This window comes from Vibrio sp. 16 (genome assembly GCF_963681195.1).
GTDB classification, from domain to species: domain Bacteria; phylum Pseudomonadota; class Gammaproteobacteria; order Enterobacterales; family Vibrionaceae; genus Vibrio; species Vibrio sinaloensis_D.
The window spans coordinates 439,226-464,018 of sequence record NZ_OY808997.1; the positions used below are offsets into that span (position 1 = coordinate 439,226).

At 47.1% G+C, this 24,793-nt stretch carries 22 protein-coding genes; 4 read left to right on the plus strand and 18 right to left on the minus strand.

Features of this window, described 5'->3' with window-relative positions; translation table 11 throughout:
- Positions 1-64: 64 nt before the first annotated feature.
- Both U9J37_RS01980 and recR read left to right on the plus strand, forming a co-directional pair.
- Positions 65-394 (plus strand): YbaB/EbfC family nucleoid-associated protein, encoded by a 330-nt coding sequence (locus tag U9J37_RS01980; RefSeq protein ID WP_005471689.1) that lies wholly within the window; start codon positions 65-67, stop codon positions 392-394.
- A 16-nt stretch (positions 395-410) separates the two neighbouring features.
- On the plus strand, positions 411-1,013 hold the full coding sequence (gene recR, locus U9J37_RS01985; RefSeq protein WP_005471790.1) for a recombination mediator RecR: 603 nt from the start codon (positions 411-413) through the stop codon (positions 1,011-1,013).
- 57 nt (positions 1,014-1,070) lie between these two features.
- Here recR and U9J37_RS01990 read toward each other — a convergent pair whose 3' ends face one another.
- From U9J37_RS01990 to U9J37_RS02010, 5 genes are all read right to left on the minus strand, one after another.
- Positions 1,071-2,114 carry a PKD domain-containing protein gene (locus U9J37_RS01990; RefSeq protein ID WP_005471837.1) on the minus strand — a complete coding sequence of 348 codons (1,044 nt, stop codon included), beginning with the start codon at positions 2,112-2,114 and terminating at the stop codon, positions 1,071-1,073.
- Between the two features lie 15 nt (positions 2,115-2,129).
- Positions 2,130-3,131: a DUF2860 family protein gene (locus U9J37_RS01995; RefSeq protein WP_043886845.1), complete on the minus strand. Its 1,002-nt coding sequence runs from the start codon at positions 3,129-3,131 to the stop codon at positions 2,130-2,132.
- A 116-nt stretch (positions 3,132-3,247) separates the two neighbouring features.
- A complete protein-coding gene (locus U9J37_RS02000) occupies positions 3,248-4,846 on the minus strand; it encodes an ATP-binding protein (RefSeq protein ID WP_005471827.1) in 1,599 nt (532 codons plus the stop codon).
- A 1-nt stretch (position 4,847) separates the two neighbouring features.
- A complete protein-coding gene (locus U9J37_RS02005) occupies positions 4,848-5,555 on the minus strand; it encodes a winged helix-turn-helix domain-containing protein (RefSeq protein ID WP_038212876.1) in 708 nt (235 codons plus the stop codon).
- 145 nt (positions 5,556-5,700) lie between these two features.
- Complete coding sequence (locus U9J37_RS02010; protein WP_072016683.1) at positions 5,701-5,949, minus strand: YkgJ family cysteine cluster protein; 249 nt, start codon at positions 5,947-5,949, stop codon at positions 5,701-5,703.
- A gap of 134 nt (positions 5,950-6,083) precedes the next feature.
- Between U9J37_RS02010 and U9J37_RS02015 the strand changes: the two genes are divergently transcribed.
- Positions 6,084-6,521 carry a YcgN family cysteine cluster protein gene (locus U9J37_RS02015; RefSeq protein ID WP_005471610.1) on the plus strand — a complete coding sequence of 146 codons (438 nt, stop codon included), beginning with the start codon at positions 6,084-6,086 and terminating at the stop codon, positions 6,519-6,521.
- 139 nt (positions 6,522-6,660) lie between these two features.
- Positions 6,661-8,334: a mechanosensitive ion channel family protein gene (locus U9J37_RS02020; RefSeq protein ID WP_005471727.1), complete on the plus strand. Its 1,674-nt coding sequence runs from the start codon at positions 6,661-6,663 to the stop codon at positions 8,332-8,334.
- Between the two features lie 31 nt (positions 8,335-8,365).
- Here the strand turns inward: U9J37_RS02020 and U9J37_RS02025 are convergent, their stop codons facing one another.
- The 13 genes from U9J37_RS02025 to U9J37_RS02085 all read right to left on the minus strand — a co-directional run bounded on the left by U9J37_RS02025 (position 8,366) and on the right by U9J37_RS02085 (position 24,667).
- Positions 8,366-8,653 carry a putative quinol monooxygenase gene (locus U9J37_RS02025; protein WP_005471874.1) on the minus strand — a complete coding sequence of 96 codons (288 nt, stop codon included), beginning with the start codon at positions 8,651-8,653 and terminating at the stop codon, positions 8,366-8,368.
- An 11-nt stretch (positions 8,654-8,664) separates the two neighbouring features.
- Positions 8,665-9,060 carry a VOC family protein gene (locus U9J37_RS02030; protein WP_038192947.1) on the minus strand — a complete coding sequence of 132 codons (396 nt, stop codon included), beginning with the start codon at positions 9,058-9,060 and terminating at the stop codon, positions 8,665-8,667.
- Between the two features lie 81 nt (positions 9,061-9,141).
- On the minus strand, positions 9,142-9,447 hold the full coding sequence (locus U9J37_RS02035; RefSeq protein ID WP_005471854.1) for a ribbon-helix-helix domain-containing protein: 306 nt from the start codon (positions 9,445-9,447) through the stop codon (positions 9,142-9,144).
- Between the two features lie 124 nt (positions 9,448-9,571).
- Positions 9,572-11,149 carry an alkaline phosphatase gene (locus tag U9J37_RS02040; protein WP_005471659.1) on the minus strand — a complete coding sequence of 526 codons (1,578 nt, stop codon included), beginning with the start codon at positions 11,147-11,149 and terminating at the stop codon, positions 9,572-9,574.
- Between the two features lie 166 nt (positions 11,150-11,315).
- Complete coding sequence (locus U9J37_RS02045; protein WP_005471762.1) at positions 11,316-13,205, minus strand: BCCT family transporter; 1,890 nt, start codon at positions 13,203-13,205, stop codon at positions 11,316-11,318.
- Positions 13,206-13,320: 115 nt separating this feature from the next.
- On the minus strand, positions 13,321-13,674 hold the full coding sequence (locus tag U9J37_RS02050; protein WP_038138962.1) for a hypothetical protein: 354 nt from the start codon (positions 13,672-13,674) through the stop codon (positions 13,321-13,323).
- Between the two features lie 176 nt (positions 13,675-13,850).
- Entirely contained in the window at positions 13,851-14,780 is a 930-nt protein-coding gene (locus U9J37_RS02055) for a ChaN family lipoprotein (protein WP_043886844.1), read from the minus strand.
- A 79-nt stretch (positions 14,781-14,859) separates the two neighbouring features.
- Entirely contained in the window at positions 14,860-15,681 is an 822-nt protein-coding gene (gene rlmA / locus U9J37_RS02060) for a 23S rRNA (guanine(745)-N(1))-methyltransferase (protein ID WP_005471784.1), read from the minus strand.
- Between the two features lie 95 nt (positions 15,682-15,776).
- Positions 15,777-17,813 carry a methyl-accepting chemotaxis protein gene (locus tag U9J37_RS02065; RefSeq protein ID WP_005471671.1) on the minus strand — a complete coding sequence of 679 codons (2,037 nt, stop codon included), beginning with the start codon at positions 17,811-17,813 and terminating at the stop codon, positions 15,777-15,779.
- Positions 17,814-18,134: 321 nt separating this feature from the next.
- The gene (locus tag U9J37_RS02070; protein WP_005471741.1) at positions 18,135-19,832 is read right to left on the minus strand and encodes an NAD-dependent malic enzyme; all 1,698 of its coding nucleotides are present in this window, start codon (positions 19,830-19,832) and stop codon (positions 18,135-18,137) included.
- A 73-nt stretch (positions 19,833-19,905) separates the two neighbouring features.
- Entirely contained in the window at positions 19,906-21,348 is a 1,443-nt protein-coding gene (locus tag U9J37_RS02075) for an SLC13 family permease (RefSeq protein ID WP_043886843.1), read from the minus strand.
- 222 nt (positions 21,349-21,570) lie between these two features.
- A complete protein-coding gene (locus U9J37_RS02080; RefSeq protein WP_005471705.1) occupies positions 21,571-22,929 on the minus strand; it encodes a sigma-54-dependent transcriptional regulator in 1,359 nt (452 codons plus the stop codon).
- On the minus strand, positions 22,916-24,667 hold the full coding sequence (locus tag U9J37_RS02085) for a sensor histidine kinase (protein WP_005471758.1): 1,752 nt from the start codon (positions 24,665-24,667) through the stop codon (positions 22,916-22,918). The genes U9J37_RS02080 and U9J37_RS02085 overlap by 14 nt, the downstream gene beginning before the upstream one ends.
- Between the last annotated feature and the right edge of the window lie 126 nt (positions 24,668-24,793).

Sequence of the window (24,793 nt, forward strand, 5' to 3'; positions counted from 1 at the left end):
TTGAAAGCGATTGAGTTCAGCCCCATCTAATAACGAAACAAGCTAACTAACCAGAGAGATAAACATGTTTGGTAAAGGCGGTATGGGCACTCTAATGAAGCAAGCCCAGCAAATGCAAGAGCGTATGCAAAAGCTTCAAGAAGAAATCGCAAATATGGAAGTGACCGGTGAGTCTGGTGCTGGCCTTGTGAAAGTGACGATTACTGGTAGTCACAGTGTGCGTCGTGTTGAAATCGATGAAAGCTTGATGGAAGACGACAAAGAGATGCTTGAAGATCTTATCGCTGCTGCATTTAACGATGCTGCTCGCCGCGTTGAAGAAACTCAAAAAGAGAAAATGGCTGGCGTAACTGGCGGTATGCAATTACCACCAGGTATGAAAATGCCGTTCTAATCGACAAGGTTAGTTAATGCGTACCAGTCATATGCTGGAACAATTGATGGAGGCCTTACGTTGTCTACCTGGGGTTGGCCCCAAGTCTGCGCAGCGTATGGCCTTTCATTTGTTACAGCGAGATAGAAAAGGTGGCTTGCAACTGGCGGATGCCCTAAGCCAGTCAATGACCGAAATTGGCCACTGTAGCGAATGTCGTACTTTCACAGAAGAGGAAGTGTGTCATATCTGCACTAACCCGAAGCGGCAAGAAAATGGCCAGCTTTGTGTGGTTGAAAGCCCTGCTGATATTGCAGCCGTGGAAGCAACGGGGCAGTATTCCGGACGTTACTTTGTCTTGATGGGGCACTTGTCGCCGTTAGACGGTATCGGACCGAGCGATATTGGTCTTGATGTGTTGGACTATCGTTTACGCCGTGGTGATATTAGCGAAGTGATTTTGGCGACAAATCCCACCGTTGAAGGCGAAGCAACAGCACACTACATTGCCGAGCTATGTAAAGAAAGCCAAGTATCGGCAAGCCGTATTGCTCACGGGGTTCCTGTCGGGGGCGAGCTCGAATTGGTTGACGGTACAACGTTATCCCATTCGTTGTTAGGCCGACAAAAGTTAAGTTGATAAAGCGATGCCATGAGCATCGCTTTTTTGTGGTGGACCACTTTTACGTCTATAGGCTTAGTGTCTAAAGCGCTCTATTTCTTGAGTCACTGTAGGGCTAATCATCAGGCGGCTTTCACCATTTTGGCTTGCAAGTAAAAATCGACTCCATACGCTATCGCGACTGGTATATGAAGCCAAGAGGCGTTTACCTTCAAGCCGCTTGTTGGCATTGACCGTGACGCAAGAGTTAGATTTCTCTCCATCCAGTAAGCACACATCCATTGTTTGTTGAGCGAAGCTCTCCATCAAGGTCCATCGGATTTGCTCGGTAAGCGGCGAACTGCTTTTCACGTCAATGTGAACCTCATGGCTATCGGTTAACGCTGCCCATAGTGAGTCTATCGCCTTACGCAGTTCGGTCGGTGTAACCTGATTGGGCTCGGTTAGGGTGACAGTCGCAATACCATTTTCACTCGACCAGTCAACGGCAAACGTCGGTTGATCATCTCGCACTGGTTGCTCTCGTTGATTTTGCTCGCTTGCCATCTCACGTTTTAGGGTATCGATGAGTTGTTGCCATTCTAATTCATTGGCGACGTCTGCTGCTTTTACCCAGTAGGCTTGATAGATTCGGTGCCACTGCTGCTCGACGTCATACTGATCGGCAAAACGATGGAACACTGAATCCCACATCAACTGGTAGTCATCAAGGTAAGTTGATGTGGTTCGAGCGTTGACCAACACTTGCTGCTCTCTAAGAATGATTTTGACCCTATCAGTATTGGTTCTTCCGATACTGTCTTTTGCATACAGTTCAAACTCGTAAGTGCCCGCAATGGTTGGATTGATCAGTGTTGCGGTCAAACTGTCACCGTTCAAAATAGCAAGTTGCTGAGGACCTGAGATCTGGCTCCATCGCGTCGTCTTAATCTTGTAGAGGTGTTTGGGGTAAGTTTTGGTTGAGCCTCTTAAGGTGACACTTGCCTGCGGAAGCGTGTGCAACTGATCCGAGCCTGCGTTCACAGTGGGTTTAGTGTATTTTTCAGTATCGCTTGCATCATCGACACAGCCGAATGTGAACAGCACTAACGCAATACTCAGTACTTTCAAGTAGTTCATCGTGTTATTCCTTGGTTAAAAGCTGTAGCTAATGCCCGTTGAAAGAAAGGTATTTTCGCTATCGTAGAAGTTGATGTCGGAGTCCTGCTTTTGATAACCCGCCATCACATGCAACTGAGTACCTTGCCAGCCAAAGAGTTGCTGATAGCTATAAACAGAAAAGACGCCGACAGTGTTCTGATCTTGTTTTTGATTGAATACAGGGTTCTCTTTGTCAAAGGCGCTACTGCTATTTCGAATGGTGGTGGTAATACTATGTTGACGCAGACTTAAAATGACGGACAGTTGCGCGCTGAACTGTTCGAAGTCGTGCGCATCGCCCTTCGCATCTCTAACCGTGTAGTAAAGTGCAGGTGCCAGAATCAGACTTGGATGAAGGGGGAAAGTTAATTCGGTCCCAAAGCGGTGATATTGGCTATCTCTAGCAAGTTGATCACGCTGCACGGGCGAGAGGCTAAGTGACAAACCAATATCATCTTGTTCTATGTCGCTGGTAGCGTACGCATATTTCACCGACACAGGGAAAGGAGCATTGAAGTCTAGTGAGAGGCGGCCTCCCGATACGCGTTGGTCGGTCGTTTGTCTGTCTTGATTGGTTAGATATGGGTCTTCCCACACCTCATCCATTCCGGGTAAGTTTCCAAACAGAGCGCCAGTCGCCACAAGGTGTTTCGTGATTTTTTGGGAGACTCCTAGCTCGGCCTGAAACTGCGCTTGCGTGATTTGATCTTCGCTATTTCCCAAGTAGATCAATGTATTGCCAAAACTGTATTGTAAGCGACCAAGAATAAATGGCGCGGCTTGAGCGATGCGTTCACCTTCATCATCTAGACTTGCAGTGCTGGCATTGTCATCGTGGGTGCTGGATTGCGACTGGTTTTGACTCCATCCTGCATTGACGCTGAGTGTACCGCTGAATCCGGGAGTAAATGCGTCGGTTTGTGCGAGACTACTCATGGGCAAGAGTGCGAGCAGCGTGCAGCATGACCAACGATATAGAGTGAAGCGAGAAATCATGTGACGTCCTTTTAATTAGCAATAAAGTAATGCGAATTAAAATTACCATTCACTCTGCTTATGGGTCGTTGGCGAATCGTGGACAGTTTGTGTCCATTTTGGTCACATTAAGATGATTAGGACGGTTGCATCGTAAAAGACTGAGGCCACTGAATGATAAATTTAGCGCCTCCGAGTGAAGAGTCGTCAACGAGTACTTGTCCACTGTGCCAATGGGCGATTTGTTTGACGATCGCTAAGCCTAATCCGTGTCCTTTCCCACTGCCACGCTCTTGGTTTTCAAGTTGTGCAAAAGGTTCGAAAACGCGTTCTACATCCGTTTTCGCGATTCCAACCCCATCGTCTTCGACACAAATGACGTAGTGCTTGTGCTGGCACTGAAAACTGAGCGTGATGGTTGTGGCAGCGTAACGACTGGCATTACTCAGAAGATTTTTGACCGCCCGCATCAGTCCGTTTTGGTCAATGAATACCTGTTGCTGTTGCAGATCTTGCGACACCTCAAGGTTGATGATCAAGTTGGGATGCTCAAGGGTGAAGTGCTCGACTTCTTGCTTTAAGCAGTCGGCGAAATGGCAGTGAGAGAACTGGTTAATATCAGCGACTCGATTGTAGCGGGCCAACACTAAATTCTGATTGATGAGATGGTCGAGATCTTCAATGCTCGAGTCGATAGTACGGCGGTATTTTTCTCTCTGAGTTGCCGATGTTTGTTCGTCATCCAGCATTTCGAGGGCAAAGCGCAATCGGTACAGAGGCGTGCGTAAATCGTGGGCGATGGCATTGGTCAGCTCTCTTTGGCCTGCGATTAAATTCTCGATATTGTCTGCCATTTTGTTGAAAGAGAGGCTAAGTTGGGATGCGACCGTCATTTTGCATGCTTTTGCTCGTCGTGACAGATGCCCACGCCCAAATTCATTGGCAGTAGCGACAAGCTGTTTTAAGTCGCGCCACAACGGGAAGATCCACAGTACCAGAGCAAGTGAGATCAATAAGAAAAACAGAACGCCAATGGCTGAGGTTAGCTTCAGCTGAGTGGTTTGCGATAGGTCGTCTTGTACATGAAGCCACAGCCCAGGCTCAATGGCGGCGAGTAACTCAACTTGTCCCATGTTGTTCACGTAGCTCACGGGGCCATTGATGGTTTGTTTAAGAGCAAACAGGGCGTCATCAGATAATTCAGACTGTGTTTTTAACCGAATTGAGAAGGGAATCAACTGATTTTGCCTTGCCAGATCGGCATCCCATTCTTCCTTCGGGAGTGACCGAAGATGCTCAGCGGCAAGAAATAACGTCCCTCTGGCTTGGTTAAGAACCGCAAGTTCTGTGGATTCATTGAGGGCAAAATAGATGACTTTATCGCTAGAACCGACACGTTGAACCAGTGCCATAGGGTCACCGTAAAGAAAGGATACTTGCCCATTTTGCAGTGATTCATGCAGTGATTGATCAAACTCGTAGTCAGACAATGAGTCGAGCTTTAATGGGTAGGCGAACTCAGTGGCATAGCGCTGAATGGTGATGTCCCATTGCTCGTTGGGTTGGTTAAGCAGTTTGTCTGACAGCAGCTCAAAGTTAACCGAGTAGATCTGCTGATAAAAGTGTTCAGAGAAGGCTTCGTTGAGCCGCTGAATTGGGTTGATTTTCGTGGGAATGATGAGCAGGACAATCGGCACAAAAACCACTAGCCACAAAATAGAAAACGCTCGAATCATATCAAGCCCCTAGTGATGTCATGCAGAGTTGGTATCCAACGCCGCGGATTGTTTTTATCAATTCAGGTTGGTTTGGATCGTCATTGAGCGAACGCCGTAATCGAGAGATTCGTCTGTCAATCGATCGATCTAAACCATCATACTCAAACCCTCTAATGTGCTGCGCAATGTCATCTCTTGAGACCACCTCACCAACATTCTTGGCTAATAAAAGCAGTAATTCGAATTCGGATGTCGTGAGTTTGATGGCTTGCTGATTGAGTTCGACACTACGATGCTGCAAGTTGATCGCTAAATCACCAAAGCGAAGCTCGTGCTTGGAGGAGAGCGTCCGCTCTTGGCGACGCAGCAGCGCTCTGATTCGCGACAAGAGCAGCCTTGGTTTTACTTGTTTTACGATGTAATCGTCGGCACCCAACTCGAGCCCCATCACTTGATCAATATCGTCATCTAATGCGGTTTGCATCAATATCATTCCCGTGTATCCAGAACGAATCGCTCGGCATACATCCATGCCACTTTGACCAGGTAACATGACATCAAGGATCACAAGATCGGGCTGTTGGCTAAGAATGGTATCCACGGCGCGAATGCCGTCACCGACGATGCTGACGCTGAATTCGTAGTTTTGTAAGAAGTCTTGAATTAACTCAGCGAGTTCATTGTCATCTTCAACCAGGATGATGTGAAAAGTAGGAGTGATGGTCATAGTTCCGCAATAGTGAATCTGTGATGTGGGAACTATAACCTGAATGAATGACCACCAGTGTGACCGATTGTGACGAAGAGAAAAACTTGTGATGAGTTTTATAAAATGAATGCAAAGGGCAGATGTAACTCGAGCGTGGGTGTTTTTAGGTCAGGCTCTCTAACTCTGCAATATTGTTCAGTGCTTGCTGATTGGTTTTTCCGCACACTACCGGACAAGGCTTAAACTCATGGCAGACTTTGGGGCGTTCTGGCTTACCAAACAATTTACACAGATTGTCGTCATTCAATTGGATACACCGAACCCCAGCAGGCTTGCCATTGGGCATTCCCGGGATAAAAGAAGAGATACTGGGCGCAATACAGCACGCGCCGCAACCTAAGCGACAATCCATCAAACTGACCTCGAAATTTGCAAGAGCGGGATATTAGCAAAAAAGCCAAGCGTGATCAGCTCAAACTTTGCCCTTGAATTTTGGAAGTCTAAACGGTATAAATCGCACCCCTGTTTGATAACGAAGTAACACCAATGAGCGCACCATTTTGGCAAACAAAAAAACTAGAGCAGATGACCGAACAAGAGTGGGAGTCTCTTTGCGATGGTTGTGGTAAATGCTGCCTACACAAGCTCATGGATGAAGATACCGATGAAATCTATTACACCAATGTTGCGTGCAGCTTGTTAAATAGTAAGACATGCTCGTGTAAAGATTACCCGAATCGTTTCAATTACGATGAAGAGTGTACCAAGCTGACTCAAGACGATATTGAAGACTTCACGTGGCTTCCTCACACCTGCGCGTATCGTTTGCTCGCCGAAGGGCAGAGCTTGCCAGAGTGGCATCCATTGATTACAGGCTCTAAATCGGCCATGCATGCGGCAGGGGAAAGTGTGCGTAACAAAGTGGTCTATGAGATAGAAGTGGTCGATTGGGAGGACCACATCCTAAATCATCCTAACCGTTAATCTCTTTGAAACAGCCGCATTATGCGGCTGTTTTTCTATTTGCTGTTCTTTAACGTTCAGCACGCATTTCTTTTTCTGTTTGTGGTGTACACTTACTGCTATCTACAAAAGAAACAAAGACTTATTGTTTGAGGTTGTCATGCGATTGCTTTCTCACCGTTGTATAGGGTTACCAAAAGGTATTGTGTTTGTGCTACTGGCGGCCATGCTGAGTTTCTCGGTGTTTGCCGCGCAAGAAGTGACAGAGCCGGTTAAGTCTGAAGCTCAGTTGAAGATCGAAACCATCAACTCGGACTTAAAAGATCTCTCCGATGCGCTAATGAATGCCAGTGGCGAAGAAAAAGACGCGTTGCAGCTTAAGCTTTTCCAGAAAAATGAGGATTTAAGAAGCGCTTTATCTGCGGCCATCAATCGAGACTCGATTCCGAAGAATGAGCTCGTTAGACAAGTTGAGATGCAGCAAAAGTATTCCCAAAATGCCTCAATTTTTCTCGAAGAGAAAATTAAAACGCTATCAGAAAAAATCAACACAGCCAAAGAAGAAGAACGGCTGACGTTACTCAACGACTACCAAGAGTTGCAGCATTATCTTGATACCATCATTGAAGCCAACTGGCAGAATATTCAGTGGTTGAAGCAGTTGGGTGTTGACGAAACGCTCGCTGAGCAGACGTTTACTGAGTTAGTGAGTAAACGCTTACGCTTGATATCTGCGTCTGTCGAGTATTTCAATCAGCAGGTGAGTGTCGTTGGCAAGCAGTTAACGGTGAGCCCTGAATCTGAAAAGTCGTCGCTTCAATTGACTCAGTTGGTGATTAAGCAACGCATGAACATCGCGGTCGACAGCTTAAACTCGCTTATCTCGATCGCTGATCAGTTGAATATCGATACGTCTGAGTACAAGCGATTGATCTTTGAGGTGACGGGCAGCATTACGCAGGATTTACTCGACGGGCAAGTATTGTTGTCGATTCTGTCCAATTGGTCGACCAATATTTGGGATTGGATTGCCAACAACGCGCCTCAGCACCTGTTCCAACTGTTTGTGTTTGCACTACTGATTTTAGCGACCAGCATGGTGGCGAAGTTGACTCGTAAAGTCGTCAGTAAAACGGTGATCTCGAAGAACTTAAAACTCTCTCAGTTGATGCAAGAGTTCTTTATTAACATGTCGGGTAACGTCGTATGGGTGATTGGTATTCTGGTTTCGCTGTCACAAGTCGGCTTGAACCTTGCGCCAGTGTTAACCGGTTTTGGTATTGCTGGGGTCATTATCGGTTTTGCATTGCAAGATACGCTATCCAATTTTGCGGCGGGCATGATGCTGCTGATTTATCGCCCATTTGATGTTGGCGATTTCGTGTTTGCGGGTGGCGTGGATGGTAAGGTGAGCCATATGAGTTTGGTCAATACGACGATTAAAACGTTCGACAACCAAATCATCATCATTCCAAACAGCAAGATTTGGGGGGATGTGATTAAGAACGTGACTCATGAGCGTGTTCGTCGCGTCGATATGGTATTTGGGATCGGTTACAGTGATGACTTGCTCAAAGCAGAACAAGTATTGACTGATATCGTCACCTCGCACCCGTTGGTCCTACGTTCACCTGAGCCGAACATCAAAGTACACACCTTGAATACGTCATCCGTCGATTTTATTGTTCGCCCTTGGGTAAAAACGGACGATTACTGGGATGTCTATTGGGACGTCACTAAGGAAGTGAAACTGCGCTTTGACCAAGAAGGAATTTCCATTCCGTTCCCACAGCAAGATGTTCATTTGCATATGGTGAAAGAGCAAGAGGGATAAACAATAAGAGCGCCACTTAGGGCGCTCTTTGTTATTCGATTTCTTCGAAGAAAGTAATGATGGGTTCACCTTTCAAGACGCCATCAAGCTGGCCGAGTAAGTTTTGCAAATAGGGTTGCTGGCTATGAAAGTCGAAAGCTTCTTGGTCGGCAAATTGTTCTTGAAAAACAAAACGGCCTGCTACGTTTGTATCTTTAAATAAACGGTAAGACACACAGCCTGGCTCATTGCGAGTGGGTTCAATTAGCGCTGTTAATAGCGTCTGTAAATCTTGCTCGGCGCCATCTTTGGCATCAAAAGTCGCGGTTAAATGGATCATAGTCATACTCTTTATAGATAACGCCCTTGGCGCTGCAAAAACTCGATTTTGTATCCGTCTGGATCGGTGATGAAAAAGAAGGTCGCAAGGTGAGCGCCATTGTGATCGAGCGCTTTGACATCCGATGCGTCGATTCCCAGAGCTTTGATGCGTTTGTGTGCTTGCTCAATATCTTCGACACTTACCGCTAAATGCCCATATCCAGTGCCATGACTGTAGGGTTCTTCTTGGCCGTGGTTGTGTGTCAGCTCTAGCTCGAACCCGGTTTCCGCATTTGCCAAGTAGGTTAAGCTAAAGCCATCGAACATAAACTGGTCTTTGATTTCAAGCTCTAAGGCTTGGCGATAAAAAACGATTGAGCGGGCAAGGTCGCTAACCCTGACCATGGAGTGAATGAGTTTTGTCATAACTGCCTCTTACTTCTGATTTGGGTAGGATACGGGCAGCGAAAACAGATTAGGTAGTACTAGAGTACGACACGGCCATTTTTACGCGAACTCATGCAATTGCTGTTTTACTTCTTCCATTACATTGTTTGGTTGGCGCAGGTAAATGAGGCACGCGCAGCGAAGCAGCGAAGTGAAGTTGCTAATCTCACCGTTGTGCTGCAAGGCTTCGTTGTGAATAGAGCTAATAAAGCGAGGGAGTGACATCTCTTGCTTTGCAGCGATCTCTTCGAGGATTTGCCAAAAGCTGGCCTCAAGTTTAATGCTGGTGGCGTGGCCATCAATGCGAATGGAGCGAGCGACCGTTTGGTAGTTTTCTTGTGGCTGTTGGGAGAATATTTCACACATGTTCGAAGACCTTAGTTATTGCTGGGTCTATTCTTATCTCTCCCTCGCTGAGAGTCAATCACTGCGCCGCAAACAAAAAAACGCCCCGAAGGGCGCTGAGTAGTGCAAGTTGGTGATAATCAGCTTAGTTAACCTGCTGTTTAATGAACTCACCCAGTTCTGAGTGGTGCATGATTTTGGAAACAGGCAGGATCTTTTCAGCGGGTCCCCATGCAAAAACGTTTACCGGAGTGTGAGTGTGTGTTCCTGTTCCCCAAACAATATTTTGCCCAGTAGCTTGCTCTCTTGCTAACAGGTTGCCACGGTCGTTGTATGGGAAGAAGGCGTCAAAGTCGTTGATCGCAGGGACGTTCTCTTCCGCTAAGTACTTGTGTTGCGCAAGACGGTAAGGGTTTGGCTTGCTCGCTAGTACGTTTTCCGCTTGTTTTGCGGTAATCGGGAACGCGCTGTTTTGGTTCACAATCTCAGCCAGTTTCTGCGGTGTTTGCTGTGATTTGTCCAGCTTTTGGAATTGGCTGATCATGCCGTAGTAGCTTTGTTTTTGGTTGTATAATCCGTCTAGGATATCAAATGAGCCAAAGTTGAAGTTCGGTGCGTAGTCTCGCTTAGCAAAGGCTTCTCCAGAACGCTTTTGAGGCTTCGGCAAGTTTTGAGACGAGTAACTGAACCCAAACGATCCGGTTTCATGATCCGCAGTGACAATTACGATGGTATCGTCACGATCTTTGGCCCACTGGTATACCGATTCAACCGCTTCATCAAACTTGATCATTTCATGCAGCATGGTGCCTGCGTCATTGCTATGACCAGCCCAGTCTATTTGACCACCTTCTACCATTAAGAAAAAGCCGTCTTTGTCTTTCGATAGAACATCGATCGCTTTCTCAGTCATCTCTTTCAGGCTTGGCTGAGTGCGTTTTGCATCCGCTTTATTGTTGCTGTATGCGATGCCGTCATCCATTCCTGAGTAGGAGAACAAGCCTAGCAATTTGTCACCGTTCGCATCATTGAGCATTGAGCGGTTGAAAGCTAACTGGTATCCGTCTTGCTGAGCTTCGGTAAGCAGGTTGCGTTCATCTTTACGTTTTGATTTGAGGTAAACGTCACCTTGCGTCAGGGTTTGAAGCGCTTTGTATGTTTCCCCTTTGTCATTGGTTGATTTCGGGATCCAATGGCGTAGGCCGCCAGATAGCATGACATCCACACCTGTCGCCAGCATGTCTGACGCAATTTCGTTTTCCAGTGAGCGGTGAGGTTGATGCGCTGCAAAAGCGGCTGGTGTGGCGTGGGTTAAACGAGTATCCGAAACCAGGCCAGTCGCTTTACCTGCTTTTTTCGCTTTTTCCAAAACGGTTTCAATGTGGTTGCCCTGAGAGTCAACGCCAATCACTTCCGAGGCGGTGTATTGACCCGTTGCAAGCATGGTGGCTGAACAGGCAGAGTCGACGACGATCGCGTCTTCAGGATGGGTGAGGGATGAACCAATCACACCCTCTTGAGCCAGTTTGTACAGCGCGGTTTTGTTACCGTTGTAGATGGAGTTCGGCGCTTGATTGGCATAGGTCTCAAGCAGGCCAACTTGCTGCGGTCCCATTCCATCACCAATCATCAAAATCACGTTTTTGATTTCCGCTGAAAGTGCGTTGAACGAGAGCGTAGACGTTGCCACTGCGGCAATAACAGGTTTGATTAAGTGCTTCATTGAATTGTCCTTATTTGATAAGCGAGCTGATTAAAGCACTGGTTTGTGTCAACTGTGTTTCGTATTTATGTCATAAATATAAAACTGAGTATTTATTCGATTTTGATTGAAAAGAATGAAAAAAGCCTACGTTCAGTAGGCTTGAGTTAAGGAAGGCTAAAGAAAACTAGTTAGCGGCGTTGAGAACCACTTGATTGAACTCGCTTCGTGCGGTTTGCGCTTGTTCCGATGCTGCTTCTTTGGCATCTTGCGCTTTTGCGACGGCATCAAGCGCAGACTGAAGTTCGTCTTGCAGCTCTTGCGGCAAATGATGACCTGAAAATGCCTCTTCTCCATCATGTTCAAGAGCAAACGCACGGATGCGCTTTTTCACTTTCATCACGTTTGCCAATGCTTGACGTTCTTGTTCAGCCGCTTCTTGGGCTGCGTCACGGCTTCGCTCAAAACGTGCCAGTGCCATGCCTTCCAAAGACCAAGGGTCCATTTCAGGCAGCTCTTCGATATTGATGGTTGGTTCAACGTAATCTTCTTGATGGCGCAAGTCCAACGAGGTGGCTCGAACGGCTGAAATCATCAGCATAACCGAGATGCCAAGCAGTGGCAGACCACCAACAATGGCGGCGGTTTGCAGTGTGCTTAACCCACCTAGGAACATTAAAACCGTCGGCAAGAACGAAAGAGCAAACGCCCAGAACATACGGTTCCAACGCATCGGCTCTTCGGTGACGTTGTTTTGGACCACAGACGCTAAAATGTAAGAGATAGAGTCGAATGTGGTGGCAGTGAAAATGACGCAGAGTAGGGTGAACACCGCAATCACCAAGGTGCCCATCGGTAGGGCATCCAGCATCGAGAAAATGGCTTTGGTTGCTCCCTGTGTATTGAGGATGCTAACCACATCGAGTTCTCCCGATAGCTGAAGTGACAAACCGTAGTTGCCAAGAACCATGAAGAACAAAAAACAGCCCAATGAACCAAAGAAAATTGAGCCCGACACCATCTGTTTAATTGTGCGGCCTCGTGAAATGCGAGCGACAAACAGGCCCATGCTCGGTGCAAAGACTAGCCACCATGCCCAGTAGAATATCGTCCAATCCTGAGGGAAATGTGTGTCATCAAAACTGCCATATCCCCCGAAAGGCTCTGCCCAAGTCGCCATGACGAAAAAGTTCGACAACATTCGGCCAATCGAGTCTAGACCGGTTTCCAGCATGAAAATCGTAGGACCGACGGCTAGGACAAAGGCGAGTAGCCCCATAGCTCCCCAAAAGTTGATGTTGCTGAGGATCTTGATGCCTTTTTCCATCCCTGCATACGATGAGTAAGCAAAGATTGCCGTACAAACCAGCAGAATAGCAATTTGGCTAAGCGTGCTTTGCTCTATCCCGAACAAGAAATAGAGCCCTTCACCAATGAGCGGGGCAGCCAAGCCAAGCGTGGTAGCAGCGCCGCCAAGAAGACCAAAAATAAACAGAACATCCACCACTTTGCCAGCGGTGCCTTGGGTGCGCTCTTCGCCAATCACGGGCATGAGTGCGCTAGATACTTTGAGTACCGGCTGTTTTCGGACATAGAAGAAGTAAGCAATTGGCAGGGCAGGGATGAGGTAAATAGACCAAGCGATTGGCCCCCAGTGGAAGATACCGTATGTCGCGGCCCAACGAACCGCCTCTTCGCTGCCAGGCTCTAGTTGAAACGGTGGGTTTTGGTAGTAATAGGCCCACTCGATACAGCCCCAGTAGAGGATACTTGCGCCGATACCGCCACAAAACAGCATGGCTGCCCAAGAAGAGGTCGCGAACTCGGGTTTTTCATCAGGATCGCCAAGTTTGATTTGGCCCATGTCGCTAAATACGACATAAATCATGAAGAAGAAGGCAGTAATACCAAGTGCAAGGTACAAGAAACCGAGTTTGTCGGTCATGAAGGTTTTGGCGACAGCTATCCAGTCAGCCCCTTGCTGCGGGAACAAAATGAGAGGGAATACAACGGCAAGCAGAAGGCCTATCGCGCCAAAAAAGGTGGGCTTATCTATAAGCGAGAATGCGTTTTTCACGATCTTTTTCCATAAACAAAAACTGATTGATTATGGAATGCGGCATGGCTCCTCAACAAACGTCATCGTTTGTCGATAAGAGCAATAATTCTAATCGGTTACAGCGTATACAGGGTTACAAAACAGCGAGTAGAATTCCGCCTACAGTTGCCGCTGCGGAAAGGAATTGCCCTGCCGTGTATGAACTATCGTCTTCCTCTTTTATCTTATCGGGGTGATCCATCCCGAGCGCGCCGTGTGCAAAAGACTCGACTTTATCGCCAACTGTCTTCTCGCTTTTGTCTACGTTAGACTCTTTGTCTATTTCCTGTAGAGCCGCCAAGAGCGCTTTGCCTTCTTCTGACAGGGTAACTTTGTTTTGCTCGACTTTCAGTGGTGTCGTAGGTTGTGCGTTATCCATCGGACGTGTCTGAGGCTTAATCTGCTGGGTAGTCGCTAGCTTTGCTGGCTCCATTCCTACTGGCGTCATAGTGAACTCCTTATACTGTCCTTAGCCAATGTATCGGCCGTCATGTGAAAAACTTGTGCAAAATATGCGTAATTTGTATGAAATTCACACAAGCATAAAGTATGCCTGTTTGGCGGAAAGAGGAGACTGGAAGGAATGTTGACGGGCTACACGGTGAAATAGCCCGCCGTAAGGCTTTAGCGACAAGTCAGATTGTCGTTGCGTCCCTTCAATTTTTGGTAGGCTTTCATGCGGTTTTCCATTTGTACATAACGAACCGGAGGCGCGCTCACCAACAAGCGGTAGTCGTCGCCACTGTCAGTGTCGGTGCTTGCCACCGGCGTAATCACCACAACATTTAGATCAGGGTTACGCTTTAAAATGGATGCTTTGGTTCCTAGACCAAGCTCAGTGTGGAATTTGCCTGCGACATGAATGACTTGAGTGTCAGGGTGCTTCGCCAAGTAAGAGACAATGCTTTCTGCCATGGTTTCATCCCATGTGACTTGAGCAGCAAATTGTTTCTCTGTTTGTTCTGGTTTGCCATGATGCATTGAGGCCATGAACTTCTCTTTGTAAGGCGAATTTGAGGTATCGATGTCACTGGCAAGGAATGAGCGCTCTTTGATCGTCAGTTTATCTAGGTAATCGACACCTTGGCGTCCGATACAGCGCACAATAGGTTTGGGTGCGTTGGCGGCAATGACGTCAAGGCCGCTTGTTTTGGCAAACTCAACCAATGGGCGATAGTCGCTCTCGTAATTTGGCCAAGCGTTGCCGTTATTGATCAGGACTTGCTCACCAATGGTCCCCGCGAGGTACTCATCCAGCACATTTTGTTTGTCGCGCGAGAATTGCTCCATAGAAAGGGCAATGGTTTTCTGCTCTTGCACCAATTGTCTCAATAGGTCGGTTTGAAAGCGATGAACACCTGCATGAGTGTGCCATTCACCGACTAAGATGACATCAGCGTTGGCCAGTGATTTTGGTAGTTGAGTCAACGAGACCGGTTGAGCGTCAGGAGAGAGCAAGCTGTAATCATAGAAGGTAGTCGGACGCTGCTCTGGTGTGGTTGAGCAGGCTGTTAGGAAAAGAGTAATAAGCGAAGTTGCGAATAGAGTACGCATTAAAAAACCTCCAGAAATTAGTGCGTGCATACTACTGGAGGCTTATCGATGTTTCAATAATAATGAGAATTATTATCCATTAACTCTGTTTGCGATAAACGCGTAACATGAAATCCGCCTCACATTTGTACAGTGTAGCCGATTGAAGTTGTTCTCTTAGTGTGTCTGAGGCTTTCCATGCGAACGGCGTCATCTGTAGCAGATCGTAAGCATCACCTTGAGCAAGTGGCATCACGTAACTGAGCTTTTCTTCTCTCTCTAAGGTGAAACCTAAAATTTCTTCAGAAGCTTCACTATGAAGTCGCACATCTGAGTAGATCGCTTCGCGCAATTGGTAGAGGTGACGCGCTGCTGGGGTCACGGTGATTACAACGCCCTGATCGGTTACTACTCTCGCTAATTCTTCAGCGTTGCAAGGTGCATATATTCGTACAACGGCATCTAAGCTGTTGTCGGAAAACGGCAGACGATGGCTCGAGGCAACACTGAACGCACAGTTTGTGTAGCGTTTTGCTGCATAACGGATGGCCACTTTCGAGATATCTAGGCCATAGGTTTGTGCATTGGGGTATTTTTCCGTTAAGCGCGTAGCCATTTCGGTAGTGTAATAGCCTTCACCGCAGCCGATGTCCAACAGGCTTGGCGCATCACTTTCTATAAATTCAGCACAAAGCTCAGCGACCTTTTGCTTCATCGGTTGATAGTAGTCCTTTTCCAAAAAGCGTCGGCGCGCTTGCATCATCTCTTTGTTGTCGCCGGGATCTTTAGAGCGCTTATGCTGTACTGGCATCAAATTGACGTAACCTTCTTTGGCTAAGTCAAAGGCGTGATTGTTGACGCAACGAAAGCTACGCTGTGAAAAGGAAAGTGCTTGATGGCATAGAGGGCACTGGTAGTTCATATCATGCTCAATACAGATGTGGGAGCGAGATTTTAACAAAAACAGGCAACTGAGGCGAAGGAAAAAGAGCCGAATGACTTCGGCTCTTGATGAGGTTAGTGGAAGAAGTCAACTTGCTGCTTCAAGTCTTGCGCTTGCTTTTGAAGCTCTGCAGCACTCTCTGACGTTTTCGCACTGGTGTCTCGGCTTTGGCGGTTAAGTTCATTGATCGAATGCGCACTGGTCGCAATCTCTTGAGAGACTTGTGCTTGCTCTTCGGATGTCGCCGCAATCGCATCTGCTTGGGTTGCAATTGCTTCGACTTGGCTCGCGATGGCTTCCAGTGCATTACCTGCTTCTTGGGCTTTATCTAAAACTTTATTCGCATTTTGTTGGCTTTGCGCCATCATATTGACCGCATTACCGGTTGACCCTCTTAATTTCTCGATAATGGAGACAACGTCTTGCACTGAGGTTTGAGTGCGATGTGCAAGAGTGCGCACTTCATCCGCGACTACCGCAAAACCTCGGCCTTGTTCTCCGGCTCTTGCCGCTTCAATCGCGGCGTTAAGTGCTAACAGATTTGTCTGCTCAGCGATTTCATCAATCATTTTGGTGACGGTCTGAATGCTTTCGCTATCAACGTTGACTTGTTCAATAGCCGCAGCCGATTGATCGAGTTGATCATTCAATTGAGCAACGTCTATGCACACTCCCTCAACGACCTCTAAACCTGATTGACTATCGGTATTGGCTGAACGAACGTTTTCAGCAATGCTTTCCACTTGTTGGGCAACAGATTGAGCTGAAGCCGCCATTTCTTCGATGGCGGTAACGACTTGCTCTACTTGTTCTTGCTGTAAGTCGGATTGGTCGAGATTGCGCTGTGCATCGCTTACCACGCTGGTGGAGTTTTGCTCTACTTGATCGCTGGTTGAGCGAATTTGGCCGACTAGATTGTCTAGCTGACTGGCCATGTTTGCTACACCAAGATTCAAGTTGTTGATCTCATTGCGTGATTCGCTGCCTGTTTTCGGGATGGAGATACTGACTTCACCTTTAGCAAGTCGACTCATATAACCATTGAGGATGGTCAGTGGTTTGAGTGTCTTGTTGAGCACGAGGGTCAGAATAGCAAATGTGCCAACAGCAACGATCAGAGAAATAATGACGATAATGTTCAGTAATGTGCGGCTGCCTTTTGTCACTTCGCTAATAAAAGTACCGCCTAGCAGTTTCCAATCCCACCCTGGCACTTCAGTATAAACAAGGTATTTTTCACCAACGTTTCCATTGCTTTCATAAGGGTAACGGATCAGTCCGCTTGTCTGTTCAAATATTTTGTCGAAGGGCTTATTGCCATTGTAATCCTGAGTGTTTTGAATCGGTGGATCGGATTCTTTGTTCTTCGGGTGCAGTAGGTAGCGCCCTAAGTTGTCTTTCGCATTGTCTAGAATAATGGTGTATCCGGTGTCACCCCAGTTGACGTCTTCCAAAGAAGAAAACAAATTCTGAGTAGCACGCTCTACGGGGAGTCCGATAAAGGTAATCCCGTTTACCTTGCCATTCACGTCTTTAAGTGGCGCGTAATAAGTAATGAAGCGTTGACCATACAGTTTTATCTGAGCGTAGTACGGCTGACCATTCATAAGCTGTCGATAACCAGGGTGGTTTTGGCCAAGTGTCGTACCTACAGCCCGATTACCTTGTGGGTCTTTAAGGGATGTGGATACGCGAATAAAATCATTGCCCAGAGGCGCGAAAATGGTGGCAATTGCACCTGTATCTCGAGTGAAACTATCCACGATATTGGTATCATTGATTAAACTTTCACTGTATTGGGTAATATTCGCAACCTGATGGCCTTGGAAATCAACGGTGTAATCTTCGATAAAAACGCCGGCAAGGTAACCATTGCGAAATGTCGATTCCAGAACTTTCGCTGTATGCAGATAGGCATTGAATTGTCCTGCGATGGTTTTGGCCATAGCCTCAACCTTGGATTGATGCTCTTTAAGGGTACTTTCAAGTAATACATCAGACGCATTGCGGTAAACCAGTACCGATATGCTTGAAAATGCGACCGCCAGACACAAGGTGATCACCAACTTGAGTTGGAAACCGACGCTTTGATTTCTATATTTTTGCAACATGTCGTGTCGTTCCTAGTATTTATAATTGATTGGTTATTATGGAATGTATGCTATCGACTTATATAAATGACTTAATTGATATTTATTAAGTAATTTGTCAAAAGTAGGGCGTTAGCCAACGGCTAGCTAGGAGTAGACCCGAAGAGCAAGTGCTTTATTGCATGAGGGGGGAAATTTTGCCTTATGTATTTGTTGCGTTCACTTTTCAGCTGATTGTCCTTGAATTCACAAGGAATCCGTCAGGTCCCTACAACGTAACCTCCTGATAATGAAACTTAGCCGTTAAGCGAGCAGGAGCCATGGTTGCTCCTGCTATATGGATTAGAACGATGTGCGTCGATAATGGCGGTATTGAGGTTGCCAGAAGGTAGTTTCAATCGCGTTGTTCAGTGCAGCCTCTGAAAGGGGAAGCGCCAACCCTTCCACAATGGCTTGTTTGCCAACTGCGAAGGCAATGTGCTTACTTATCGCTTGTATTTCGTCCAGTGGAGGAAGTATTGCTCCTTGGTTGCTTTCGCTATGTTCTGCGCACTCTGCCAAAGCTCGGCTTGCTGCCATTAGCATTGAATCACTGATGCGCGTTGCGCTCACTGCCACAACGCCAAGTCCTACTCCCGGAAAAATATAACTGTTGTTACATTGGGAAATCACTCTTGTTTGTCGATGACCATGTTCATCGTAATACTCAACAGGTTCAAAAGGGCTGCCCGTTGCCACGATTGCTTTGCCTTTACTCCAGTTCAGAATATTGTCTGGTGTACCTTCAACCCGTGATGTGGGGTTAGAAAGGGGTAACACAATCGGTTGGTGTGCGTTATTGCAAAGCAGTTCTATTGCGGTTTGATCAAACAGTCCAGGTTGCCCGCTGACGCCAATGAGTACGCTTGCACCACTTTGCTCGATGACATTGTGTAAGGTCAACGCTTGTTGATTTGACCATGTTGATAAGTCCGCTTTTTTCTGTACTAACGTGGTTTGAAATTCAGCCAAGTGAGGAGTGTCGTCGGTAAGGAGTCCTTCACGATCAATCATAAAGAGGTTTTTTGTCGCGACTTGCTCAGTGACACCTTCGGCCATCATTTGACGGATGATCTGCTTGGCAATGCCGCATCCAGCGGAACCAGCACCAACAAAGACAATGCGTTGATCAGAAAGCCTCTCATTTTTACGCCGACATGCGGCCAGCAGGGTGCCAACCACGACGGCGGCGGTACCTTGAATATCATCATTAAAGCAACAAAGTTGATCTCGATATCGCTCCAGAAGAGGAGTGGCGTTTGACTGGGCGAAATCTTCGAATTGCAGCAGCACATTTGGCCAGCGTCGTTTCACCGCTTGAATAAATGTGTCGACGAACTCTTGGTATTGGTCTGCCGAAATTCTAGGATGACGCCACCCCATATACATAGGGTCGGAAAGCAGTTCGCGATTATTGGTACCCACATCGAGAACGATTGGCAAGCAATGAGCTGGGCTGATCCCACCGCATGAGGTATACAGCGCCAATTTGCCAATAGGGATACCCATGCCGCCGATGCCTTGGTCTCCTAATCCAAGAATCCTTTCGCCGTCGGTCACAACTATCACTTTGATGTTTCGTTTGGTCGCGTTTTGGAGCATGTCATCAATTAGGTGCTGCTCGGGATAGGAGAGCAGTAAGCCACGCTTGCGGCGATAGATTTTTGAGAATTGCTCACACGCTTCTCCGACGGTCGGTGTGTAGATGAGTGGCATGATCTCTTCGAGGTGTCGATTGATGAGGTGATGGAAGAGGGTTTCATTGGTGTCTTGAATGTTGCGCAGATAAATGTGTTTCTCTAGTGCAGATTGAAACGAGCACAGTTGCTGATAGGCACGTTCCGATTGAGATTCTATGGTTTCTACCGTATGGGGTAGGAGTCCTATCAAGTTGAACTCTTGGCGCTCTTTTCGTGTGAAAGCACTGCCCTTGTTGAGAAGTGGGGTTTCAAGCAGAGCTGGCCCAGAAAATGGAATGTAGAGAGGGCGTTTGTCAGTCATAGTCGGTTACATCTTTGAGCTAGGAAGGTGCCAAACTGAAGCGCTAGGCACCTAGAGTGGGACAATTTCGCTGTTATAGGTTAAATATCAGTGGGAGTAGCGTGATACTTGCAATAGTGATCAGCGCGATGGCGACGATATTGAGCAAGAAGCCTGCACGAATCATGTCGCCCATCTTCAATTGACCCGAACCGAAAACAATCGCATTTGGTGGTGTCGCGACCGGCATCATGAAGGCGCAACTTGCGGCGATAGCAGCCGGAATGACCCACACCATCGGAGTGCCAGTAATCGACTCCGCGACAGGACCAAGGAGTGGTAGAAACCCTGCTGCAGTTGCTGTGTTGCTGGTGATTTCGGTTAGGAAAGTAATCAGAGCCGTGACGATCAATATGCCCATCACCAGTGAAATGGTATCTGCGCCTTGAATTTGCAGAGCAATGTACTCAGCAAGGCCAGATGACTTAATTTTGGCTGCCAATGCTAAACCGCCACCAAATAGGATCAAGATACCCCAAGGCACACTTTTCGCCGATTCCCAATCGAGTACACGTTGGTTGCTGCCTGATATGACTGGAAGTGCGAACAGTAAGATCGCCGCCATCATTGCCACTCCCGTGTCTGATAGACCGATTCCCGTTGCCTTCGCGATGTAAGGACGGAAAATCCAACCGAGTGCAGCGAATGCAAAGATGAACAATACTTTCTTCTCGCCCGCTGACATTGCGCCTAGCTTGTCGAGTTGGTCCTTAAACACGGACTTAGAGCTCACCTCGCCAGCTTGATCGACTTTGTAGCTAAATTTGGTCAACCACAGCCAAGTGAACACCAGCAGCACGATAGAAAGAGGCAGGCCAAGCATCATCCATTGGCCAAAACCAATCTCAATGTTGTAGCTATCGGATAAGTAAGCCGCCATCAACGCGTTTGGTGGCGTACCAATGAGCGTGGCAATACCACCGATGCTAGCGCCGTAAGCAATCGCGAGGAGCATCGCTTTGCCAAATTGATTGTTGTTCGGGTCGCGGTCGGTAACGATCTTAATCACCGACAGGGCGATAGGGAGCATCATCACTGCGGTTGCGGTATTCGACATCCACATTGATAGAAACGCCGTGACCAACATAATCCCCAACACTTGAATACTGGGTTTGCTGCCTGCGTAGAGCATGGTTTTTAGGGCTATTCGACGGTGTAGGTTCCAACGCTCCATGGCGATAGAAATGAGAAATCCACCCAAAAATAGGAAAATTAGCGGGTGAGCATAAGGCGCGGCGACCTGTTTGATACTGGCAATGCCAGCAACAGGGACCACAACCAAAGGGAGTAGTGAGGCGGCGGGAATGGGGACCGCTTCCGAGATCCACCAACTCGCCATCCAAAATGCTAAACCTGCAGTGCGCCAAGCATCGACACTTAGCCCTGCTACAGGCGGTTCCATCACTAGGGTCGCGAGCATAACCAAAGGTCCGAGGCATAACATGAACCATGGTGTTTTTTTATTATTATCACTCATTCTTTCATCCTTTAATAACACCAATATTGCACTTGGTGAGAGGTTTTAAATAGGCTGCTGCTTCCGAGCAGACCTCCTGTAGTGCAAAAGTGTTGCCAGATTGTGAAAATAATATTTATGTAAATTAAAACAAATACTTACGTGTTATTTGGTTTGTCGATTTCGACTCTTTGTGCGGATTTTCACACAGAAATAAAAGTGTATTTGTCACCTTTTCCACACTCAAGGTGTGATGAACTTATTGCGTTCTATTCCGTATTTGGACACTTTATCGTAGAAGGTTTTTCTTGGCAGTTTTAGCAACGTGAGCGCCTCTTTGACTGACCCTGAGGTTTGACTCAAGGCCTCCTCAATCAGTGCGCATTCATAAAAGGCGACCTTCTCTGCAAGCGACAGATCATCTGCTGGCATTTCTAACGCGTTGGTTTGGCTTAGCTCCAGTGGTAGACCGAGTAAAACATGCCTCTCTGCAACGTTCCTTAACTCGCGTACATTTCCGGGCCAGTCGTAGCGCATGAGTTGTTCAAGATCCTCACTTTTCAATGACCTCAATGGTTTATGAAATCTCCCGGCGGCTATCGAGCTAAAATGCCTAAACAAGAGTGGAATGTCTGCTTTGCGTGCCCTTAGAGGCGGGATATGAATGGTAACGAGATTCAAGCGATAGTAGAGATCCGAGCGAAAGAGCCCTTCGTCTGCAATCGCTAATAAATCCACCTTGGTAGCGGCGACGAATCGAATATCAAGATTGATCGCTTTGTTGCTGCCTACGGGGGTAACTTTGCGCTCTTCGATGACCCGCAGGATCTTAACTTGCATAGCCAGTGGCATGCTTTCGATTTCATCGAGAAAAACGGTGCCTCCTTGGGCAAATTCAAGTTTGCCAATGCGATTAGCATCAGCGCCTGTGTAGGCACCTTTGCGGCTGCCAAAGAGTTCGCTCTCTATTAAGTGCTCGGGCACGGCTCCACAGTTGATGGCAACAAAGTTTGCTTTGCAGCGCTGCTCGCTATGCTCATGAAGATAACGCGCGACCATCTCTTTGCCCGCGCCAGTTTCCCCTTGAATTAATACATCAGTCGGGGTGTCGACAACCGTATTGAGAAGTTGCATCATCTTTTGCATTTCGGGCGTGTCACCGAGAATTTGTGGTCCTGTTTTTGCGCTCTTTAGGTAGTTTTTTAAATGGCGGTTCTCTAACACCAGTTGCCGTTTTTCTACCGCTCTGCTCACGCTATCGAGCAAGGTTTCATTGATGGGCTTTTCGAAAAAATCGTAAGCACCTTCTCTAAGTGCTGTAACTGCGATTTGCACGTCGGCATAGCCAGTCAGCATTATCACCGGAATATCGGCGTCGATGGTTTGAATCTGCTTTAGAACGTCTAAGCCATGCAGTTGAGCCATGTTGAGATCGGTAATGACGATACCATCAAAATCTTTGTTGATGGCTTTCAACGCATCTTCACCGAGCTCATAAGCTTGAGTCAGGTAGCCTTCAATGCTGAGAAGTTGAGATAGAGAATCACGAATGATTTGCTCATCGTCAATAATGATGATGTGGGCTTGTTTAGTCGTTGGCATCTGTTTTTCTTTTTAACCTCAATGTGAAGGTTGCCCCTTGATGGTCGGCGTTGTTTTGTGCGGTGAGATCGCCACCAAATGACTGAATAATGTTCTTCGATATCGCTAAGCCTAATCCCAGACCAATGTCGGATTTGGTGGTAAAAAAAGGTTCGAAAATAGACTCGATGGTTTGTAGATCGATACCTGTTCCAGTATCCGAGAGGGTTATGTCTACCCACTCCCCATTTTCTTGGGCTCGAAGGATGATACATTTTTCATCGCTTTCAGCCATGGCTTCTACGGCATTAGAGAAAAGGTTGACTAACACCTGCTCGAATTTGAGCGTCTCACCCCAAACCTCATAGCGAACGGGTTCGATGTCAGCCGTAACGTTCTGATTGTTAATCTTGGGGCCTACAACGATAAGGGCATTGTTGATACAGGTTTGTAGTGAGCACCAGCCTAGCTGATGTTCACTGGCACGACTAAATTGCTTGAGCTGGGAGACGATACGATGAACTCGTGTAATTAGAGATTCAAGCTTGGCGATATTTTCACAGGCTGGTTCGACCATACCCTTGCTTAGCATCCGTTTGGTGCTAACTAAGTAGGTGCTCATCGCGCTAAGAGGTTGATTGATTTCGTGGTTAATACTCGCCGATAGTTGGCCAATGGTCGCCAGTTTGGTTGATTGAACCAGCGCATGATGGACTTGTTCTAGCTGGTGGGTGCGTTGAGTGACCTCTTTCTCCAATGAGTTGCGGGTATAAATAAGTTGTCTGTAGCCCGCCAATCGGCGAAAAACGAAAATGCCGACTCCTATCACTGTGAAATAGCTGAGTGTGGCGAGTATCAAAGCGACTTGTACTTTTTGATGAGTTTGGCTTATCGGTCTCAACACCACTAACGTGAAGTCGAGTAAATCTAGCTGTGTTTCGCCAAATACGTACCGGGATTGAGTGTTTGGAGAGTGCTCAAGCAACCATATTTTACCATCAAGGTAGGCGGTGGATTCTTGGGAATTTGGGATTCGTTGCTGCTTGAGGTCAAGGTATCTATAGGTCGCTTGAATATCTTGCCAAGAATAGTCTTCGCTCTCCCTAAGTTGTTTTAACCGCCAGTAGGGGTGGTTGGAGATAAACACGACTTCATCTCGGCCGAACACCATAAACTTGGTACTGGTTTCACCAGCAAGCCATTCAGTATCTTGCTCAAACTTGTCGATATCGACTTTGACCGCAATCGCTCCGATGATTTCCTCTTCGCTGTAAATCGGAGCCGAGAAGAATATACCTCGCTCTCCAGAGCGAAGCCCAAGAGCGTAGTCGACCCAACGTTTTCCTTGCATCGCTCGATAGAAGTAGGGGCGAAAAGCGTAGTTGGAACCAATATAGCTGTCGTTTGAGTCGTAGTTACTCGAGGCAATCACATCGCCAGTGGCATTGAGCACATAAACATCGCTCGCGCCGCTGGTTTTCTGTATGTCGCTTAACACTTTGCTTAGCGCCAAAGCAGCGGTGTCTTGCTGTAGGGCTTGCCGGATTCTGTAGTGGCTAGTCAACAGATCAGGAATGTGCTCATAACGCTCGAGTTGAGTGTTGAAGTATTGCCCAACATTGATAGCTTCCATTGAAACCTGTTGGTTCAAACGCTGCACCCAATATCGCTCTGTGGCAAAAGCGGTAATAATCAATACAAGGACCAACCCCAGTGATAAAAGGGCAATCCAGCTATAGAGCTTACGTGGCTTATACATTCATTCGAATCCGTCCGAATATAAGAAAAGTGGCACCTGAGTATATGAGACAGGTAACCTATGTTGAGGCAAAAGTATAATGACAAGAATATAAAGAGGAACGCGAAAAAAAGATAGGCGTATATT

Coding starts and splice junctions, on each gene's coding strand:
- U9J37_RS02000 (WP_005471827.1), bottom strand. CDS start 4,846: ATGATTCGAGCGTTTTCTATTTTGTGGCTAGTGGTTTTTGTGCCGATT.
- U9J37_RS02050 (WP_038138962.1), bottom strand. CDS start 13,674: ATGACGCCAGTAGGAATGGAGCCAGCAAAGCTAGCGACTACCCAGCAG.
- U9J37_RS02035 (WP_005471854.1), bottom strand. CDS start 9,447: ATGTGTGAAATATTCTCCCAACAGCCACAAGAAAACTACCAAACGGTC.
- recR (WP_005471790.1), top strand. CDS start 411: ATGCGTACCAGTCATATGCTGGAACAATTGATGGAGGCCTTACGTTGT.
- U9J37_RS02055 (WP_043886844.1), bottom strand. CDS start 14,780: ATGCGTACTCTATTCGCAACTTCGCTTATTACTCTTTTCCTAACAGCC.
- U9J37_RS01995 (WP_043886845.1), bottom strand. CDS start 3,131: ATGATTTCTCGCTTCACTCTATATCGTTGGTCATGCTGCACGCTGCTC.
- U9J37_RS02065 (WP_005471671.1), bottom strand. CDS start 17,813: ATGTTGCAAAAATATAGAAATCAAAGCGTCGGTTTCCAACTCAAGTTG.
- U9J37_RS02025 (WP_005471874.1), bottom strand. CDS start 8,653: ATGATCCATTTAACCGCGACTTTTGATGCCAAAGATGGCGCCGAGCAA.
- U9J37_RS02080 (WP_005471705.1), bottom strand. CDS start 22,929: ATGCCAACGACTAAACAAGCCCACATCATCATTATTGACGATGAGCAA.
- U9J37_RS02070 (WP_005471741.1), bottom strand. CDS start 19,832: ATGACTGACAAACGCCCTCTCTACATTCCATTTTCTGGGCCAGCTCTG.
- U9J37_RS02005 (WP_038212876.1), bottom strand. CDS start 5,555: ATGACCATCACTCCTACTTTTCACATCATCCTGGTTGAAGATGACAAT.
- U9J37_RS02075 (WP_043886843.1), bottom strand. CDS start 21,348: ATGAGTGATAATAATAAAAAAACACCATGGTTCATGTTATGCCTCGGA.
- U9J37_RS02040 (WP_005471659.1), bottom strand. CDS start 11,149: ATGAAGCACTTAATCAAACCTGTTATTGCCGCAGTGGCAACGTCTACG.
- U9J37_RS02010 (WP_072016683.1), bottom strand. CDS start 5,949: ATGGATTGTCGCTTAGGTTGCGGCGCGTGCTGTATTGCGCCCAGTATC.
- U9J37_RS02030 (WP_038192947.1), bottom strand. CDS start 9,060: ATGACAAAACTCATTCACTCCATGGTCAGGGTTAGCGACCTTGCCCGC.
- rlmA (WP_005471784.1), bottom strand. CDS start 15,681: ATGAACTACCAGTGCCCTCTATGCCATCAAGCACTTTCCTTTTCACAG.
- U9J37_RS01980 (WP_005471689.1), top strand. CDS start 65: ATGTTTGGTAAAGGCGGTATGGGCACTCTAATGAAGCAAGCCCAGCAA.
- U9J37_RS02015 (WP_005471610.1), top strand. CDS start 6,084: ATGAGCGCACCATTTTGGCAAACAAAAAAACTAGAGCAGATGACCGAA.
- U9J37_RS02020 (WP_005471727.1), top strand. CDS start 6,661: ATGCGATTGCTTTCTCACCGTTGTATAGGGTTACCAAAAGGTATTGTG.
- U9J37_RS02085 (WP_005471758.1), bottom strand. CDS start 24,667: ATGTATAAGCCACGTAAGCTCTATAGCTGGATTGCCCTTTTATCACTG.
- U9J37_RS01990 (WP_005471837.1), bottom strand. CDS start 2,114: ATGAACTACTTGAAAGTACTGAGTATTGCGTTAGTGCTGTTCACATTC.